At 62.2% G+C, this 17,807-nt stretch carries 12 protein-coding genes; 5 read left to right on the forward strand and 7 right to left on the reverse strand.

Translation table 11 applies throughout. The features are described from left to right. Window positions 1–135: 135 nt before the first annotated feature. The 5 genes from V5E97_RS14485 to gcvT form a co-directional block, all read right to left on the reverse strand. On the reverse strand, window positions 136–831 hold the full coding sequence (locus V5E97_RS14485) for a lipoate--protein ligase family protein (RefSeq protein ID WP_406700026.1): 696 nt from the start codon (window positions 829–831) through the stop codon (window positions 136–138). Between the two features lie 998 nt (window positions 832–1,829). Then, window positions 1,830–3,302, reverse strand: coding sequence for an aminomethyl-transferring glycine dehydrogenase subunit GcvPB (gene gcvPB / locus V5E97_RS14490; protein WP_406700027.1), 1,473 nt, complete (start codon window positions 3,300–3,302; stop codon window positions 1,830–1,832). Between the two features lie 78 nt (window positions 3,303–3,380). Next, entirely contained in the window at window positions 3,381–4,733 is a 1,353-nt protein-coding gene (gene gcvPA, locus V5E97_RS14495; RefSeq protein WP_406700028.1) for an aminomethyl-transferring glycine dehydrogenase subunit GcvPA, read from the reverse strand. A gap of 209 nt (window positions 4,734–4,942) precedes the next feature. Continuing rightward, a complete protein-coding gene (gene gcvH / locus V5E97_RS14500) occupies window positions 4,943–5,329 on the reverse strand; it encodes a glycine cleavage system protein GcvH (RefSeq protein WP_406700029.1) in 387 nt (128 codons plus the stop codon). A gap of 40 nt (window positions 5,330–5,369) precedes the next feature. Continuing rightward, complete coding sequence (gene gcvT, locus V5E97_RS14505) at window positions 5,370–6,488, reverse strand: glycine cleavage system aminomethyltransferase GcvT (protein ID WP_406700030.1); 1,119 nt, start codon at window positions 6,486–6,488, stop codon at window positions 5,370–5,372. Between the two features lie 323 nt (window positions 6,489–6,811). Between gcvT and V5E97_RS14510 the strand changes: the two genes are divergently transcribed. Further along, entirely contained in the window at window positions 6,812–8,308 is a 1,497-nt protein-coding gene (locus tag V5E97_RS14510) for an HlyD family secretion protein (protein ID WP_406700031.1), read from the forward strand. Continuing rightward, window positions 8,305–9,912 (forward strand): MFS transporter, encoded by a 1,608-nt coding sequence (locus tag V5E97_RS14515; protein WP_406700032.1) that lies wholly within the window; start codon window positions 8,305–8,307, stop codon window positions 9,910–9,912. Before V5E97_RS14510 ends, V5E97_RS14515 begins: the two co-directional genes overlap by 4 nt. 459 nt (window positions 9,913–10,371) lie before the next feature. Here the strand turns inward: V5E97_RS14515 and V5E97_RS14520 are convergent, their stop codons facing one another. After that, window positions 10,372–12,147, reverse strand: a complete 1,776-nt coding sequence (locus tag V5E97_RS14520; RefSeq protein WP_406700033.1) for a TolC family protein — start codon at window positions 12,145–12,147, stop codon at window positions 10,372–10,374. A gap of 310 nt (window positions 12,148–12,457) precedes the next feature. On the opposite strand from V5E97_RS14520, the gene V5E97_RS14525 reads away from it, so the two are divergent. Genes V5E97_RS14525 through V5E97_RS14535 form a run of 3 tightly spaced genes read left to right on the forward strand, consistent with a single transcriptional unit; the run spans window position 12,458 to window position 17,171 of the window. Continuing rightward, complete coding sequence (locus tag V5E97_RS14525) at window positions 12,458–14,266, forward strand: MutS-related protein (protein ID WP_406700034.1); 1,809 nt, start codon at window positions 12,458–12,460, stop codon at window positions 14,264–14,266. 31 nt (window positions 14,267–14,297) lie between these two features. Then, window positions 14,298–16,406, forward strand: a complete 2,109-nt coding sequence (locus tag V5E97_RS14530; RefSeq protein ID WP_406700035.1) for a prolyl oligopeptidase family serine peptidase — start codon at window positions 14,298–14,300, stop codon at window positions 16,404–16,406. A 54-nt stretch (window positions 16,407–16,460) separates the two neighbouring features. After that, window positions 16,461–17,171, forward strand: coding sequence for an RraA family protein (locus V5E97_RS14535; RefSeq protein WP_406700036.1), 711 nt, complete (start codon window positions 16,461–16,463; stop codon window positions 17,169–17,171). 32 nt (window positions 17,172–17,203) lie between these two features. Here the strand turns inward: V5E97_RS14535 and V5E97_RS14540 are convergent, their stop codons facing one another. After that, the gene (locus V5E97_RS14540) at window positions 17,204–17,671 is read right to left on the reverse strand and encodes a hypothetical protein (protein WP_406700037.1); all 468 of its coding nucleotides are present in this window, start codon (window positions 17,669–17,671) and stop codon (window positions 17,204–17,206) included. Between the last annotated feature and the right edge of the window lie 136 nt (window positions 17,672–17,807).

Raw genomic sequence — 17,807 nt, forward strand, 5'->3', positions numbered from 1 at the left:
GGTCAACTAGAATTCTAGCGAGTGCGGACTGAGTTCCAAGATGTTAGTAGAAGTGCTCGCATCAATTTCTCCATCGGTTGGTTGGGACGAATTGGATTAGTGTTTCTCGGGTGGGAGTGGACGAATGCCGATTTCTTAGCGGCGACGGTTCCAGGCTGGGGTGCGGTACACCTGCGTCTCGAGATCTCGGGCATGTTGTTGAAGGGCGGAACTGAGTGAGACGCACTCGGGCTGGAGGCCGAGGGCGATCGGTAGGGACTCGCGAAGCCGTTCCGCCCAGGCTTTTTTCTCGGTCGGTGCGCCGGCGAGATCGCCGGCTCCGGGGAGTTCGGGGGTTGTTGGTGATTGGGTGAGGAGGATCGAACCGTGCTGGAGCACCGCCCCCCCACGGCGGCGCTGAGCGCTGCCGACGACTTTCGAGCCGGTAAGAACGAGGTCTTCGGCGTCACGGTCCTGGAAGCAGAGAAAGGGGCGAACTCGCTCTTCGAGCGTCGTGGCTTCGCCCCGCCTCATGACCGGGATGCCCTGTGAGAGAAAGGTCCGGGCAATCGCGGCATGGACTTCCTGGTAGAGCGTGCCGCCCCGCCGGGCACTGGGATGGCTCACAGGAAGCACAAGCGCGTAGGTGACCTCGTGGTGATGCCAGATCGCCCCGCCTCCCGTCGGTCGCCTGACAATCGCAACGTCTCTCCAACGCGGTTCCGACTCCGCCTGGCTGATGCTCTGGAAATAGCCGAGGCTCAAAGTCGGTTCCGTCCATTCGTAAGTGCGGAAGAACGCGAGGCCCGGCGACTCGGCCGCGGCGTTCAGCAACGCCTCGTCGAGGGCCATGTTCTCCGGTCCATCGGCACTCTGATGGGGGAAAATTTGACAAGTCAGCATGGGTCGTTGCTCAGGCCAGGATGTCGCGAGACACGTTTGAAGAGGGGGGGGAGGCTACCACCAGCACGAGAATCAGGCTCAAGCACCGCACGACACCGTGATCTATGCCAATCCTAGAGGCATGGCCCAGCTTCCGCCAGTGAGTCCGTAGACCGCCGCCCCCACAGCCGCGGCGATTCGCCGAACAGACCATTGCTCATTGGGATAGCCAAATTTAGCAGGATCTGCCGCCCCTTGGGCTGCAAGTCGAGAGCCGGTCGCATCGGTGTATGCACTAGCGAGAGGTGGAAGTCGAGACTCGTCGGGTTCCTCCAAGCGGAGCTTGCCTGTCATTCCGGCGGGACTTTTGATCGGGAACAAGGCAACCATGAAATGTATCAGGAAAAGAGGAATGCCGATGAGTTGCGTGTGAGAAAGCGGGTGACTGTCGTCGTTTGCCGCCGGAGATTTGGATCAATCCTTCCCCAGTCAGAGAAAAACGGCACGTTGGGCCGGGCCCTCTCCGCGTTCGCCCAGACACCGCGACTTCCAGGTGCTCGAACAGATTCTTGTCTCCGAGCCCGTGTAGTCGCGTGCCTTGCTGAAGCAGCGGGCTCACCAGAATGATGCCGGTTAAAGCGAGACCGAGTGTGCGACGGCGGTCGAAGGCGAGTGCGGTGACGCGGCCGAGCACGGTCGCAACCCCAGAAAAAAATGGGCTGACCAGAAAGGTTTCGACGAACCAGGCGCGCGGAAGCCCGAGCGATTCGGATCGTAATCCCTGCGACGGCGACTGATCCCGGAATGGCCTTACGAAAATTCTCGACCACGATCGACAACGCGGAGACTCCCGTCTGAGAGAGTCACGACGATTCGGAACGGGCTGGCAACCGGTTGTCGGGTCAAGAGGGCAGGGGCCACGGAACGCAGCCCCTGTCCTTTGGCGCCGAGGCCGTTGTATTGCAGCCTCATGATGCCGTATCGCGCCCCGGGACCCAGCGCAAGATCGGCGACTTGGCCGCCTTCACTTCGTCAGGCCGGCAGATGGGAGTGCTCACCGGCGCGTCGTGCAGCAGCGTGGGGTCTTCGGCAGCGATGTCGCGCAAGGTCTTGGCGAAGTTTTCCAGGGTCTCGCGGCTTTCCGTCTCTGTCGGCTCGATCATCAAGGCTTCCGAGACAATCAAGGGGAAGTAGACGGTTGGCGCGTGGATGTTGGAATCGATCAAGCGTTTGCCGATATCCATGGCCCGGACCCCACGATCGCGTGCCATCCCGCGCGCGGAGGCGACGAACTCGTGCATGCAACGGTCACCGAACGGCACCGGGTAGAGGTCGCGAACCAGCGACATCAGGTAGTTCGCATTGAGGACGGCATGCTCCGAGACGCGCTTCAAACCTTCCGGACCTTGGCTTCTGATGTAGCAGTACGCGCGGAAGAGAACACCGGTATTGCCGAAGAAGGACCGAACCCGGCCGATCGACTTGGGACGATCATAGTCGAGACGGAATGTACCGTCGTCGTTTCGAGCCACCAAGGGGGCCGGCAGGTAGGGGGCGAGGTCGCTTCGGACCGCGATCGGCCCCGCGCCTGGACCACCGCCGCCGTGTGGGCCGGAGAAGGTTTTGTGAGGGTTGTAATGCATGAGGTCAGCCCCCATGTCACCCGGCCTGACCGCCCCGAGGATCGCGTTCATGTTGGCGCCGTCGAGGTAGAGCAAGGCTCCTCGATCGTGCAGCAACTTGGCGATTTCACCGACTTGCGGGTCGAACAGGCCGACGGTATTGGGGTTAGTCATCATGAACACGGCGGTCTGGTCGTCGAGCTTGGCCTGGAAGTCGGCTAGGTCGACCAGTCCGCAGCCGTCGCTCTTGATTGTCACGGCCTCGAAGCCGGCCAGGTTCGCCGACGCGGGATTGGTCCCGTGCGCGCTGTCCGGAATCAGGACCTTCGACCTGGCCTCGCCTCGGTCGCGGAAGAAGGCCGCCGCCACAAGCAACGCCGCCAACTCGCCCTGGGCGCCGGCCGCCGGCTGAAGGCTGACCGTGTCGAGCCCCGCGATCTCCGCAAGGATCTGCTGCAGGTCGAAGAGGATTGCGAGCAAGCCTTGTAGCGTGTCTTCCGACTGATACGGATGCTGCGCGAACAGGCCGGGCAGGGCCGCCAGCCGTTCGTTCCGCTTTGGGTTGTACTTCATCGTACACGAACCGAGCGGATAGAAATTGGAATCAATCGACATGTTAAGTGTCGACAGATTGGTGTAGTGGCGAACGACATCGAGCTCGCCCAGTTCGGGGAGCGGCGGGGCCGACTCAGCCAGATGACTCGTGGGAATCAAGGTGTCGAGTGGCGCATCGGGCACGTCCGAAGTCGGCAAGTAGGCCGTGGCACGGCCGGGACGGCTCGTCTCGAACATCAGCGAAGGAGGATCAAGCTTGTACATGATATTTTCAAAATCATCCAGTTTCCGAGTGATTGAGCAACCGGTGACCCGCTGGCAAACCGCCACCTGACGCCTCGCTCAGACGGCTTCCATCGCCTTGGCGTAGGCTTGCACCAGCCCGTCGATTTCGGACTTGGTCCGTTTTTCGGTCACGGCGATCAAGATCTTGTCTCGCAAGGGGGCTTCCCAACGTCCCAGCGCGATCCCGCCGTGGTATCCGAGGCGGCCGACGTGTTCGAGAACGCGGACCGGATCCTTCTCCGACTGGATGACGAACTCCTTGAAGAACGGCCCGTCGAACGCGAGCGAGAGCCCCGAAACTTGAGCCAGTTGCTCTGCGGCGTAGTGCGCCTTGCGCGTGGAAAGCTCCGCCGCCTTGCGCAGGCCCGCGGGGCCGACGGCCGCGAGATAGATGCTGGCTCGAAGCGCAAGCAACCCTTGATTGGTGCAGATGTTCGAGGTGGCCTTCTCACGGCGGATATGCTGTTCGCGGGTCTGCAAGGTCAGGACCCAGCAGCGTTTTCCGTTGCGGTCGGTCGTCTGGCCGACGATTCGGCCCGGCATTTTCCGCACATACTCTTCGCGACAGGCCATCATGCCCAGGTACGGGCCGCCATAGGCCATCGGGTTGCCAAGTCCCTGTCCCTCGGCGACCACAATGTCCGCGCCATAGGTATCGGGCCGACGGAGCAGCCCGAGACTGATCGGGTCGACGCTGACGATCGCGAGCGCTCCCTTGGCGTGCACCCGTTCCACGATCGCTTCGATCTCCTCCAGTTGCCCGAAGAAGTTGGGATACTGGATCACGACCGCGGCGGTCTGGTCGTTGATCGCCTGATCGAGGTCGTCGACCTGGAGGCGTCCGCCGGGGGTGGGTACGGTGACCAGCTCGGGCTCGAGGTTGGCCAGGTAGGTGGAGAGGATCTGGCGATACTCGGGATGGACCGATCCGGCGATGACAACGCGGCCATGGCGTTGGCTGACGGTCAGGGCCATGAGAACGGCCTCGGTCACTGCCGAGCCGCCGTCGTAAAGGCTTGCGTTGGAGACATCCAGGCCGGTCAGTTGGGTGACCAGGGTCTGATACTCGAAGGTGGCCTGGAGCGTCCCTTGGCTGGCCTCGGGCTGGTAGGGGGTGTAGGCCGTGTAAAACTCACCACGGGCGGACAGGTTGTCGACCACGGCGGGAATGAAGTGGTCGTAGCTTCCACCGCCGAGGAAGCAGACGCGCTGGTCGGCTCCCAAGTTCTGGTCGAGCAGGCTTCCCAGGTGGGTCGTCAGTTCCAACTCGCAGAGGGCCGGGGGGATCTCCAGCGGGCGCTGAAGCCGGTATTCCGGCGGAATCATGTCGAAGAGCTGGTCGAGCGAGTCGAGTCCGATGGCGGCGAGCATGACGCGCACGTCGTCGGGCGTGTTCGCGATAAAGGCCATTTTTCAATCCACTCCCGTTTCAATCCACTCCCAGAGATTGGCCCGGGAGAATCCGCAAATAAAAAAAAAGAAGGGGGACGAGACCGTCACCCCGGGTTCGATCGGTGGGACCGCCAATGATCTTGTTTCTTTCGGCGAGACAGACCCTCGCCGACCGATCACTCCCTGACGCTTCGCGTCGCGCGGAGAGAGAAATGTCCGATCGTTAGTTAGTGGGCGTCCTCGGCCACTTTCTTTTCGTAGGCCGCATGGTCCATCAGGCTCGCGACGGCGGCCGGGTCGTCGACACGAATCTTGATCAGCCAGCCAACCGTATAGGGGTCTTGGGCCAGGAGCTGAACGTCGCTGACGACCGGGGAATTGACTTCGACGACTTCGCCGCTCACGGGGGCATAGAGGTCGCTCACGGCTTTGACGCTTTCCACTTCGCCGAAGCTCTTGCCGGCCGTCAACTTGGTACCGACCGCGGGGAGCTCGATTACAATGAGGTCGGTCAACTGATCGACGGCGAAGCGCGAGATGCCGATCGTCGCGATCTCACCTTCGAGACTCACCCACTCATGACTGGGGGAATAGCGCAGACTCTTCGGATCCATGGCAAAGAAATCCTTCAAAGGGCAAAGGGGATCGGTCCGTTCACTTGGGAGACGGAACGGCGTCGGGTCGTTTGTAGAAGGGGAGCTTGATGACCTCGGCGGTTTCGTCGCGGCCGCGGATGTCGACGATGAGCCGGGTTCCAAGTTCGGAGGCGGCCGGGTCGATCAGGGCCATGGCCAGACTCTGCTCAAGGGTGGGGGCAAACGTGCCGGAAGTGACGACCCCAATGTCCACGCCGTCGCGGCGGACCAGGCTTCCTTGGCGGGCGATCCGCTTTCCGTCCAGGCGGAGCCCGACGCGAGCCAGTCCTGGTTTCGCCTTGAAGCCGCGAAGGGCATCGCGGCCGACAAACTCCCCTTTTTCCAGCTTCACGGCCCAACCGACGCCCGACGCATAAGGATTGGTGACGTCCGACAACTCGTGCCCGTAGAGGGGCATGCCGGCCTCAAACCGGAGTGTATCGCGCGCCCCTAGGCCGCAAGGCTTGATACCTGCCGATTTTCCAGCCTCCATCAAGGCCGTCCAGACGGCCTCGGCCTCGTTCGCCGGCACGATCAGCTCGAAGCCGTCCTCACCCGTATAACCGGTGCGGCTGACGACCGTATCAATCCGATCGAACAGGCGGCCCATCGTGAGATTGTAGTACTTGATGGGTGACAACGGCGTGTTTAACAGCGGTTGGAGCGTCTCGAGAGCGCGGGGCCCTTGAATCGCGATCATGGCCGTATCCACGGTCCGGTCGAGGAGCGTGGCGTCATGTCCGCTCTTGAGCCGTTCGAATTCGGAGACAACCGCCAGGCGATTTGAAGCGTTGCAGACGACGGCATACCCGGCCGGGAGTCGGTAGACCAGGATGTCGTCGATCAGGCCGCCACCGCCGTTGGCCATCAGGCTATACTGAATCTGGTTGACCGCCAGCCGGGCGACATGATTTGTGGTGGCGTATTCCAGCCACCTTTCGACGTCGGCTCCATTAAAGGTCAGCCGACCCATGTGGCTGATATCGAACAGGCCGACCCCATTGCGCACCGCCTGATGTTCTTCGACGATCGAGGTGTACTGGACCGGCATCGACCAGCCGGCGAAGTCGACCAGTCGGGCCTGATGGGCCTGATGCCAGGCATGAAGCGGGGTTTCGAGAAGGGCATCCACGGACATCGTGCGTTTCCTTGGGCGTCGGGCGACCCTATGTCCCTGGAGGACACTGGCGCGCGATAATTGTATCCAGGACTCGAGGATCGAGACAACGGCGGTTCCAACGGAGAAGCCGAGCCTCCGGATCAGGACATCCATTTCCTCGCGTTTCTCTGGCGGGACGCGATGCCAAGCCATTCTGGCGCTTTTGCAACTTCAGGTCAGTGACCTCCCCTTGATTATCGGCGACGAATCGCGAATTCACCAAGGGATCCATGTCTTTGTGGGGCGGATCGAAAATCAGGCGGAAGATTCGCTGGGAAAGAGGCGAGGGGGGGACCATTTCAATGAGTCAACCGGAACGAATCGCCCCGTCTGTCTCTCTCGAAGCATCGGAGAGCCCGGATCGAGCGTCGGAGACTCGCGCAACGGGAGAAGAAACCGCTGTTCTGGACCGTGAGCCGGCGGACAAGCCACGGGGGGGAACTCCCTCGGGCTGGAGGCCCCCGATTGATCGCCGCCGGTTGATCCGTTGGGGAGTCTGGACCATCGGGATTCTCGGAGTCGCGATCGGCGCCGTGGTCGTGGCCAACTTCGCCTACTATCGATTTACGAAGTCCATGACGAACGACGCCTTCGTGGAGTCGCACATCGTGCACCTCGCCCCCCAAGAGGCTGGGATCTTGACGAGGGTTCTCGTTGAGGAACGCGACACGATCAAGGCGGGACAAGTCCTTGCCGAGATCGACCCGGTCCCCTTGCAACGGGCAGTCGAGGAAGCTCAAGCCAAGCGAAAAGTCGCTGAGGCGACCTTGAGACTCGAGGAGGCCACCCTGGATCGGCTGGAACGCGAGCACCCGCGGCGAGTGGCGGTCGCCGAAAAGGAGCTGGCCTCGGCTGACGCCGCCTACGAAGAGTCAAAGGCGATGCTCAAAATGACGATGTTGGATGTCGATAAGGCCGTGAACGAGGCGAAAGCCGACGCTGCGGCGGTCCAGGCCGCACTCACGAACGCCAAGGAAGAGTTCGATCGCTACACGAAGCTCTTCGCAGATCGGTCTGCCCCCGAACGCAAACTCCAGGACGTGACCCGGGAGTACCGCTCGGCGCAGGCCAAGGCCGAGTCGGCGCAGGCCAAAGTCGAACGGGCCGAGGTCGAACGAGGGCAGGTCGAGATCGCGCGTCGATCCCTCGATCAGAAGGATCGGGCTCGCGAGAAGGCGAAGGAGTCGCTTCGACTCGCGGAGTTGGGCGACCTCGAGATCGAGGTCCAGAAGCACCAGGTCGAGCTCCGCCGTGAAGAGGTCGAGCAGGCGGCAAGAACCGAGGCGACGGTCGCCACACGACTTCAGAACGCGCGGATCGTGGCACCCTTCGACGGCGTGGTCGTCCGCCGTTACCGTAATCCCGGCGACCACGCGCCGCTCGGCTCGCCGGTGCTGAGCGTCTACGACCCGGAGCTCATTTACGTCACGGCTTATCTGGAAGAGGACCGGCTCGAGGGGGTCGCGCCCGGCAATCGGGTGCGGATCTGGGTCGATGCCTTCCCTGGAGCCTTGGAGGGGCGCGTCGTCTGGATCGGTCAGGCGACCGGCGCGAATTTTTCGCTCTTGCCTCGTGATGTGACCTCCGGCGAGTTCACCAAGGTGACCCAGCGGGTGCCGGTTCGGATCGCGGTGGACCGTGGTCCTCGCTGGCGGCAGCTCCGCCCTGGGCTGTCGGTCACGGTGGCGATCTCGCATGGACCGGGCGACCTGGCGTGGGCGACGGCCGAGGCGGAGCGGGAGCGGCACAGAGGACAGTTCGGGGTCAGCCCGACGGCCGTACTCGGGGGTGAGAAGTGACGACCAGGCTCGACCCAGCGCCGAGCCTATTTGATGATCCGATTCCCCCGGACGTTCGTGTCTGGCATGGCATCCCGCGCCGCGATCTGGTCGTCGTCGCCATCATTCCCACGCTTCTCTTGGCCGGAATGACCTCGACGTTCACCGACCTGGCCCGCCCTTTCGTCGTCAATGAGCTCTCCTCGGACCGTTATCGCTACCAGTGGGTGCCGGCCTGCACCTTGCTCGGCTCGGTCACGGGGATGTCTCTGATCGCCTGGATGCGGACCCGGATCGGCCTCAAGAACAGTTATGTGATTGGCCTCATCCTCTTCGCCCTCGGCAGCCTGGCCTGTGCGACAGCCCCCAACATGGAACTGCTCGGCCTGGCCCGGTTCGTTCAAGGGTGGGGCAATGGCATGGTTGTGACCACCGTGCTGGCGGTCTTCTGGCGTGAGTTCCCCGATCACCGCGACGCCGCGATCTCGGCCTATGTGCTCGGACTCTATTTCGGACGGATTCTTGCGCCGAGCGTCAGTGGGTATTTGATCAACCTGCCGTCCTGGCGTTCGATTTTCTACTTCAATGTGCCCATCGCCGCGGTTGCCGTCGTCCTGACCTTCCATCTTCTCCAGGAGGACGAGCCGCGCGAGAAATCCCGCTCCTCGTTTGACTTCGAGGGCCTCGTTTTGTTGCTGGGTTGGGTCCTCTGCTTGATGCTCGGTCTGTTTCGATTTCAGAAGTGGGGGTGGTATACCTCGAATGAGTTTTGGCTGGTGATGGCGGCCGGGCTCGTCCTGTTCGTCTGGTTCGTCGCCCACGAATTTGCCTGTCCTGATCCGTTGCTCGACCTCAGGCTCTTCGCGATTCCTCGGTTCAGCCTGAGCGTGGCGATCAAAGGGTTGGCCGACCTCTCTTTTTTCACCGTCGTCTCGGTCCTGGTCCGTTACATGGCCGTCACCCGTGACTATGAGCGGGTGACCACCGGGCTGGTGCTTCTGCCGGCGGTGGTGACGATGGGCACGGCCCTGGTGTTGACCGCCTGGCTGGGGACACGGTCCGATCGCAAGACCCGGCTTGTCATCGGCCTGATCGGGATGGCCTTGGGGGCCTGGCTCCTTTCGTCGTTGGACCTGTACACCGACAAGTTCTGGACGGCGGCGATCACGGCCGCGTGGGCCGGCGCGGCGGGTCTGGTCGCGTCTCCCTTGATCTGTATCTCGCAGGAGGAGATGACGCCGGAGCAGGTCGCATCGTCGGCCGGGATCAAGAATCTAATGCTGGTCCTGCCGGCCTTCGTCGGCAACAACCTGCTGGGCATCTTCATCGAGCGCCGGGGCGATTCCCACTTCGATTCGATGCGGCAGAGCATCATACCGAATCGGCCGCCGCTGGCGGACGTCCGGCGCGAGCTGGTTGACTACTTCACGCTCCAAGGTCTCGGCCCGGACGAGGCCGCGGCACAGGCGGTCCGTCTGGTGTCGCGATTCACGCACGATCACGCCACGGTCTTTGCTTATCAGTCGGCCTTCCAGATCCTCGCGTTGATCATGGTGTTGTCCGTGGCGCTTGCGTTCTGTCTCAAGCCCTTGCCTCTCCACGCGACCGGGCCTCATCGCGGTTGAGGCCGGCCGCCGCGGCAATATTCTTGAGCGCTTTGAGCACTTTGCCGGATTGACGACAAGATCATCTCGGTGGAAAATTGCACAAGTCTAATCTCAATCACTATTAGGATGATCCTTTTCCAAACCCGGCAGACGCTACTTCTGTGGCAATCCTTCCAGGATCGCGTCAACCTCTCTGTCCAGTTCCTGTGGAACTTTAAAACAGATTGATATTGTTTTATGAATGATCGTTTTGTAAATGATTGGTCTTTTCTGTGTGCGGGTTTGCGATTGCCCTGATCCACGCCGTCAGGTGCCGACAAAATCGCCACTTCGACGGCGCCATCTCACCAATGGGGCGTCGGTGGCCGTGGGAAAGCGTTTCGGGCTCCTGCGGGTGTCCTGGCTTTCTGCCTCAAGCTAGTGCCCGGTCAAGCGACCGGCCCCACTACTGCTACGATCTGCTCGGGCGCCGCGGTGTTACGGCTTGTTGCCGAAGGGAGAGGTCGATTCATAGGGCGGGCGCGCCAGTGAAGGGGGACCGAACAGTCCAGGCCTGTCCGCCGACTCGGGTCGCAACGGAGTCGGCCGGGTCGGTGTCGGCGTGGTCGGGGCGAGGCCACCGAGGTCGAGAGGGGGGAACAAGTCGGGCAGGTCTGAGGGAGTCGAGCGGAGGAGAAACGGCGACGTCGTCCCGGAGGGCGTCGGAGGGATTGCCGCTTCGGCTTCCGCCGGCGCTGCGGTTGCCAGTGTGCCCGGGGCGAGCGGCAACTCCACGCCGACGGCGAACTCGAGGCGAGCGAGCGCCCGCTGGTACTGATAGATCGCGGCGTTCAAGGTCTGCTCGGACCGCGTCTCGGAGGCCTGGGCCTCGATCAGTTCGGCCGGGGTTGCGTCCCCCTCCCGAGATCGGCTCGCGACGAGACGAAGGTTCTCTTTGGCCTGCTCGAAGACGGCCCGCGCAGCCCCGATCCGCTCCCTGGCGTCCTCGACCCCGCGAAACGCGACGTTCACCTCGTAGGCGATTCCGTCGCAGACCTGCTGGGCCTGCGCCTCGGCCGATCGGACCCCGGCCACCGCCGCGTGGAGCTGGCCGCGGCGGCGTCCCCCCCCGTAAAGCTCGTGAGTTACGAAGATCCCACCGGCTCCGACGTTGGCGTTTTGAACCCCGGTCCCGGTGACGTTCGAGTACCCGGCCTGGATCGAGACGCTGGGCAAGAAGTCGGCGCGGGCGATGTCCACATCCCCCCGCGCAACCGAGATGCCGCGGACGACGACCGGGATCTCGCGACGGTTGGCAACCGCCAATCTCAGGGTCTGCTCCAGCGAGAGCTCGAACCGAGGGGCCTCTCGGCGTTCGGCCACTTGCGTCGGTGCATTGATGTTGATCCCCATCGCCCGGTTCAGGGCGGCAATGGTGACCTCTTCTTCGCTCTTCGCGTCGAACTGCTCCTGGCGGACCCCGGCCAGACTCGCCTCGGCCCGAAGATGCTCCTCGCGGGTGATCACGCCGCGGCGAAGCAGGTCGCCCGACTCCTTGAGAAACGCTTCGGAACGCTCAACCGACCGGACGGCGATCTCGAACGCCGACTTCGCCTCAAGGACCCGGAAGTAGGACTGGGCGACGTCGTAAGCAACGGTCTGGTACGTGCGTTCCATCTCCAGGTTGGCGATATCCGTTTTCAGTTCCGACTGGCCGTGTTTCGCCAGCTGCTTGCCGAACTGGAAGATCGTCCATTTGAGCTGGGCTTCGGCCACATGGAAATCCTGTGTTCCCGGCCCGAACCCGCGCACGGGGAGGACGGGGAACCTCCCGCGGTTTCCGACAAAGCCGACATCGGACGAAAACGCCTGGAAGCCGTAGTTTCCCTGGATCGTCGGCAGGAACCCGGAATCGGAGATTTCCAGGTTCCCACGGGCCAAATCGACCCCCGCTCTGGATTGGGCGAGAACCGGACTCTGCCGCAGCGCGATCGTGCGGGCTCCTTCCAGGGTCAACGTTTCGCCCGGCATCGAGCTCGGTTCGGGAGTGTCGCCGGTCCCCTCGTTCCGCACCACGGCGGTCCGTGTGACAAAGGGGTCAGGCAACGCTTCACTTTCGTCAGGCTGGTTAGCCGGCCCCATCCTGGCATCCGAACCGGTGATGCGTTCGACCAGGTCAGGGCGATCGACCGTGGCGGGCCGGAGCGCGCATCCGGGGGTAAGGACGAGCGCTAGCCAGAGCAAGTGCCGTCCTGGACCACCATGTGCTCTCATTCGGTCCGTCCTGGATCGTCCATGCTAGGAGCGTCTGGTTCCGAGCTTGAAGTTGAGATATGGCAAGGGCCGGTTGTGCACCAAGTTCGACGATTCGTCAAGTCCAAGCGCGAGGTGAGCGCAGAGCCACAGGCGATCCTCAAAGATCTTTAGTTCCCCGCGACTTGAGCACTCGTTCGATGTCGGTTACTGTGCTGTTGCAGGCCGGGTTGACTTTGATGCGCTCGTCCGTTGCGATGTTGATTCCTTCTTTTCTGAACCGTTCGGACCCGAATCCGTAGGCCGGTTCTTTTCTGGTGCGAGGAGTTTCATGGAGGATGTGGAGTCGCCTTCCCAGGAGGGAGTTCGTCTTGACTACACTCGTCGCCTCGAAGCCCGACGTGCGACTCGAGCACGATTTACGTTCAGAGAGCGTGTGATCACCGAGTCGAGACTTCTCGTCTTCATCGCAGGGCTCATTCTGGCAGGACTCGCCTTCGGGATCGGACGAATCGCGGGAGCCTGGGTTGCCCTTCCCGTCTTCCTCTTTTTTCTCCTGATCCTGATCCATGCCCGGCTGGCTCGTCTGAGCCACCGAGCGGGCAGGGCGGTCGAGTTCTACGAGAATGGGATCGCCCGGGTGGAGAACCGGTGGGCGGGCAAGGGGGAGCCGGGACATCGGTTTCTCGATCCCGAACATCCGTATGCCGCGGACCTGGACCTGTTTGGGGTCGGCTCGATGTTCGAGCGGCTCTGCACTGCTCGAACCCGGTCGGGGGAAGACACGCTGGCCGCCTGGTTACTCAGTCCCGCGCCTCCCGAGGTCGTTCTCGAACGACAGGCGGCGGTTGCCGAGCTGCGGGCGCAGGTCGATCTTCGTGAGGATCTCGAGTTATTGGGAGCCGACGTCCGAGCGGGGATCGATCCGGAGGCGCTGGCCGCCTGGGGTAAGACACCTCGCCTTTTCTCGGGACGACTGCTTCCGATTGCCGCCGGTTTGCTCTCCGCGGTGACCGTGGCCGCGCTGATCGCTTGGGAACTCATTGACCTCGGTCCGGCCCCCTTCTTTGCACTTGTGATCGTTGAACTCGTGTTCGCCTGGAAGTTTTCCGGATCGGTCCATCGGGTCGTCGCACCTCTCGACCGTCGAGCGCAGGAGTTGATTCTGCTCTCGCATCTCCTGGAGCGACTCGAGCGCGAGACGTTCCAGGCCCCGGCGCTTCGGCGGCTCCAGGCTCAACTCCAACCTGAGGGAATTCCCGCCTCTCGCCAAATCGCAAAGCTCGCTCGGCTCTTGCAATTTCTCGATGCCCAGAAGAATCAGCTCTTCTTACCGTTCGCGGCGATCGCCCTCTGGTCGCTCCAGTTTGCGATCCTGATCGATTCCTGGCGTGCCAAGTCGGGGCCCGCCATCGCAGGCTGGCTTGCGGCGGTAGGCGAGTTCGAGGCCTTGTGTGCGCTCGCGGCCTATGCCTGGGAAAATCCGGCCGACGTCTTCCCGACGATCCAGACGGAGGGCGCCCGCTTCGAGGCGATCGACCTGGGACACCCGCTGCTTGCCGAGAATGTCCTCGTCCGCAACGATGTCGCCCTGGGGGGCGAATTGCAAGTGCTCGTGGTGAGCGGATCCAACATGTCGGGAAAGAGCACCTTGCTTCGTTCGGTCGGGATCAACACGGTGCTCGCTCTGGCGGGATCGCCGGTTTGCGCACGGAAGTTGACGCTCTCGCCGCTGGCCATTGGCGCCACGCTCCGGGTGCAGGATTCACTTCAGGCGGGGCGTTCCCGGTTCTACGCCGAGATCACTCGATTACGCCAGTTGGTCGACCTGTCGAGGGGGCCGATTCCCTTGCTCTTCCTGATCGACGAGATCCTGAACGGGACGAACTCGCACGATCGAACCGTCGGTGGCGAGTCAGTCATTCGAGGTTTGATCGGTCGCGGGGCGATCGGGCTTGTCACGACGCATGACCTGACGCTCGCCGAGATCGCCAATCGGCTGGGATCGATCGCGAAAAACGTCCACTTTGTGGATCACTTCGAGAACGGAACGCTGCACTTCGACTATCTGATGCGTCCGGGGGTGGTTCGCAAGAGCAATGCCTTGGCGCTGATGCGTGCGGTCGGTCTGGACGTCTGAGTCCGTCAAAACCAGGAGAGGATCGAGAAGAATGCTGCCTCGAATGAGACTTGCCGCAATCCTCGTCATCTTGAACGCGACGGTCGCGGGGGCCGACGGCCCCAAGGACAACCAGCCCGACACGGTTCGTCGGATGCCCAAGCCCGGTATCAAGGTTTCTCCCGCCGATCGTGAAACCCTCGAAACGGGCCTGACCGAGCTTCATGCCGCGATCGATAAGCTCAACGCGAGCCGCGACCCTTGGATTCTCGAGCTGATCCCTGACGTTCAAATCTATCATCGAGCGGTGCACGATGCTTTGAAATATGAAGAATTTTTTGATGCTAAAGAGATCTCCAAGGCGAAGGCGTTGCTCAAGGAAGGCCAGAAGCGCGCCGCGGAATTGAGTCAGAAGACGGCGCCCTGGGCCGGTCAGACCGGTCTCGTCGTGCGGGGTTACGTCTCTAAGATTGACGGATCGGTACAGCCTTATGGACTGGTCGTGCCGGAGTCGAAACGCGGGGGCGCGCGTCCCGAGCATCGGCTCGACGTCTGGTTCAATGGCCGCAATGAGACGTTGAGCGAGGTCAACTTCATGGATCAGCACAGCCACCAGGCCGGCCAGTTCACGCCGGCTGACACGATTGTGCTCAAGCCGTACGGCCGCTACTGCAACGCCTTCAAGTTTGCTGGTGAGGTCGACGTCCTCGAGGCGCTCGAATCGGTCAAGCAACGCTATCGGATCGACGAAGATCGGATCTCGGTCCGTGGCTTCTCGATGGGAGGCGCGGCGGCCTGGCAATTCGCGGTTCATTACCCAGACCGTTGGTTCGCCGCCAACCCGGGCGCGGGATTCTCGGAGACCCCTCGGTTCCTGAAAGTGTTTCAGCAAGAGACGTTGGCGCCGACTTCGTACGAGAAGACGCTCTGGCACCTCTATGACTGCACTGATTACGCGGCGAACTTGATCGCGTGTCCGACCGTCGCCTACAGTGGCGAACTCGACAATCAGAAGCAGGCAGCCGACGTGATGGCTGAGGCCTTGAAGGAAGAAGGCATCGAGCTGACTCACATCATCGGCCCGAAGACGAAGCATGCTTACCACCCCGCGGCGAAACTCGAGGTGGAACGCCGGATGGAGAGCCTGGCGGCTCGAGGTCGGCAAAAATTCCCCTCCGAAGTCACGCTCGTCACTTACACGCTCAAGTACAACCGCATGCACTGGCTGTCGATTGATGGCCTGGGCGAGCATTGGAAGCGGGCGCGGGTCCATGCGTCGTTGGGCGATCAGACGGTGGCCGTCAAGACCGAGAACGTCGATTCGATTTCGCTGGAGTTTCCACCGGGTTGGGCTCCGTTCCGGATCACAACACCGGTCGAAGTCACGATCGACGGCGTCAAGGTTGATGGTGGGCGACCGCTTTCCGACCGGTCCTGGATCTGCCGGCTGGATCGGAAGGGGGACGGCTGGAAAGTCGGTTCTCCTTCGGATCAAGAACTTCGAAAGCGAAGCGATCTTCAGGGCCCAATTGACGATGCGTTCATGGATTCGTTTGTGTTTGTGCTTCCCACCGGCAAGGGAGAAAACGCTCGGTTCAACGAGTGGGCCGGTCACGAGTCGGCACGCGCCATCGAACATTGGCGGAGGCAGTTCCGCGGCGAACCTCGCGTGAAGAACGATGTCGACGTGACCTCGGCCGACATCGCTACCGCGAACCTCGTCCTCTGGGGCGATCCGGCCACGAATGCGGTGCTGAAGCGGATTGCCGACCGCTTGCCAATCCCCTGGAATCACGAGAGAATCAAGGCCGGTGACCGCGAGTTTTCCTCGGAGAACCATGGGCTGATTTTGATCGCTCCCAACCCACTCAACGCACGTCGGTATGTGGTGTTGAATAGCGGTTTCACTTATCGCGAATACGACTATTTGAATAATGCCCGCCAGGTCCCCAAGCTGCCCGACTGGGCCGTCATCAATCTGGAGACTCCGCCCGACTCGCGAACGCCCGGTTCCGTGGTCGCCGCCGACTTCTTCAATGAGCGATGGGAATGGAAGGGACCAACTCCGCCCGATGAACTGAGGCTGGGGCGGAGGGGGGGAAACCTCCGCCTCGAGCATGGGCCCCATTCGATTTTCCTCCCCACTGAGACGATGGTGTAGGCTTCCGCTCCAGGCGCCTCATCGCCCTTCAACCGAGGTCGGAGACTTTCGTTCATGTCCACGCCCACAGAGATCTTGACCGACGATCAACTCGCCGCGCTCCGCCGCTACAACACCCCCACGATTTCTAACGCCATCGAGATCTTCAACCTCCGTCAGCGCCATCTCGGCTTCTTACCCCACCAGATTCGCTGTCTCTTTCCCGACATGGGGCCGATCGTCGGGTACGCCGTGACCTCGCAGACTCAGGCGTCGTACTCGCCTGATCCTTCCCCCGACCTGACCGACGATTACTTGCGCTATGTGGCCGCACAACCCGGCCCCAAGATCGCGGTGGGCCAGGACCTCGATAATCCAGCCGGACTCGGGGCGCAGTTCGGCGAGATCAACTCGACGATCCACAAAAAGCTGGGATGCATCGGGCATATTACCGACGGCTGTCCCCGGGATCTCGACGAAGTCAGGGAAATGGGCTTCCAACTCTTTGGGCTCAACCCATGCGTGAGCCACGCTTACGTCCGGCTTGCCTCCTTCGGCCAACCGGTCAAGCTGGCCGGAGTCGAGATTCGGCCTGGTGATCTGATTCACGCCGACAAGCACGGGGTCTGCATCATCCCGCTCGCGATCGCGGGCCAACTGGCCGAGGCCTGCGCTAAAGTTGAGCGTTTGGAGCGGCCGTTGCTCGATGCATGCCGAACGGATCACTTCTCGCTGGACGCCTTTTTGGAAGTGCGCGCGGCGATGAAAGCGAAGATCCGCGAGTAAGGCCTCAGGCCGGGCCGAAAGTCGTTGTGGCTTCAGAAACCGCGACGCGGGTGAAGCACAACGGGCTCGAACCGCTGATTTCGTCGCACAGCCTCGTCGGGGCCGACCTCGTCGAGGCGTTTCCCTTCGGCGAACCAGCGTCCCTTTCGGAATTCAAACAGGGCGGTCGCGTGCCGCGGGGCAGGATCGGGCAAGTCCTCGAACGGGCTCGAATCGAAGTGGACGCCAATCAAGGCGAGGAGCCTGCGAGTCTGCCGGTCGCGCGCCCAGAGGACTTCGTCGTGCCAATGAGCTTCTTCCCACCGCAGCCCCTCAATGGGATCCACCTTGCCGAGGGCCGTGAGAAATCGGGCCTCGAGCCATTCACGCTGCTGACGGAACAGATCGCGTGCGTGGTCGACGTGCATTTCCTCGGCGAATTGCCGCGCGGGGCGGCGGAGAATGAGGAAGAGTGCGACGAGGCAGGCCGGTAAAATTCCCACCCAGATGAATTGGGTCATCGCGGAGTTCCTGCCTATTCCTTGGGCATTTCGAGCAATTTTATTCTAGATCTAACCCGACGCGATCTGCAAGGACCCGTCCGGAAATGAGAAAGATTCAGGAACAATCGATCGCTGTCAGGCGAAAGGACGTCGC

It is taken from the genome of Singulisphaera photorubra, from assembly GCF_045290345.1.
Taxonomy (GTDB): Bacteria; Planctomycetota; Planctomycetia; order Isosphaerales; family Isosphaeraceae; genus Singulisphaera.

Excerpts from the sequence above, each read along its gene's own strand:
- V5E97_RS14520 (WP_406700033.1), bottom strand. The coding sequence starts at position 12,147 with ATGAGAGCACATGGTGGTCCAGGACGGCACTTGCTCTGGCTAGCGCTC.
- gcvT (WP_406700030.1), bottom strand. The coding sequence starts at position 6,488 with ATGTCCGTGGATGCCCTTCTCGAAACCCCGCTTCATGCCTGGCATCAG.
- V5E97_RS14510 (WP_406700031.1), top strand. The coding sequence starts at position 6,812 with ATGAGTCAACCGGAACGAATCGCCCCGTCTGTCTCTCTCGAAGCATCG.
- V5E97_RS14530 (WP_406700035.1), top strand. The coding sequence starts at position 14,298 with ATGCTGCCTCGAATGAGACTTGCCGCAATCCTCGTCATCTTGAACGCG.
- gcvPB (WP_406700027.1), bottom strand. The coding sequence starts at position 3,302 with ATGTACAAGCTTGATCCTCCTTCGCTGATGTTCGAGACGAGCCGTCCC.
- V5E97_RS14540 (WP_406700037.1), bottom strand. The coding sequence starts at position 17,671 with ATGACCCAATTCATCTGGGTGGGAATTTTACCGGCCTGCCTCGTCGCA.
- gcvH (WP_406700029.1), bottom strand. The coding sequence starts at position 5,329 with ATGGATCCGAAGAGTCTGCGCTATTCCCCCAGTCATGAGTGGGTGAGT.
- gcvPA (WP_406700028.1), bottom strand. The coding sequence starts at position 4,733 with ATGGCCTTTATCGCGAACACGCCCGACGACGTGCGCGTCATGCTCGCC.
- V5E97_RS14535 (WP_406700036.1), top strand. The coding sequence starts at position 16,461 with ATGTCCACGCCCACAGAGATCTTGACCGACGATCAACTCGCCGCGCTC.
- V5E97_RS14525 (WP_406700034.1), top strand. The coding sequence starts at position 12,458 with ATGGAGGATGTGGAGTCGCCTTCCCAGGAGGGAGTTCGTCTTGACTAC.
- V5E97_RS14485 (WP_406700026.1), bottom strand. The coding sequence starts at position 831 with ATGGCCCTCGACGAGGCGTTGCTGAACGCCGCGGCCGAGTCGCCGGGC.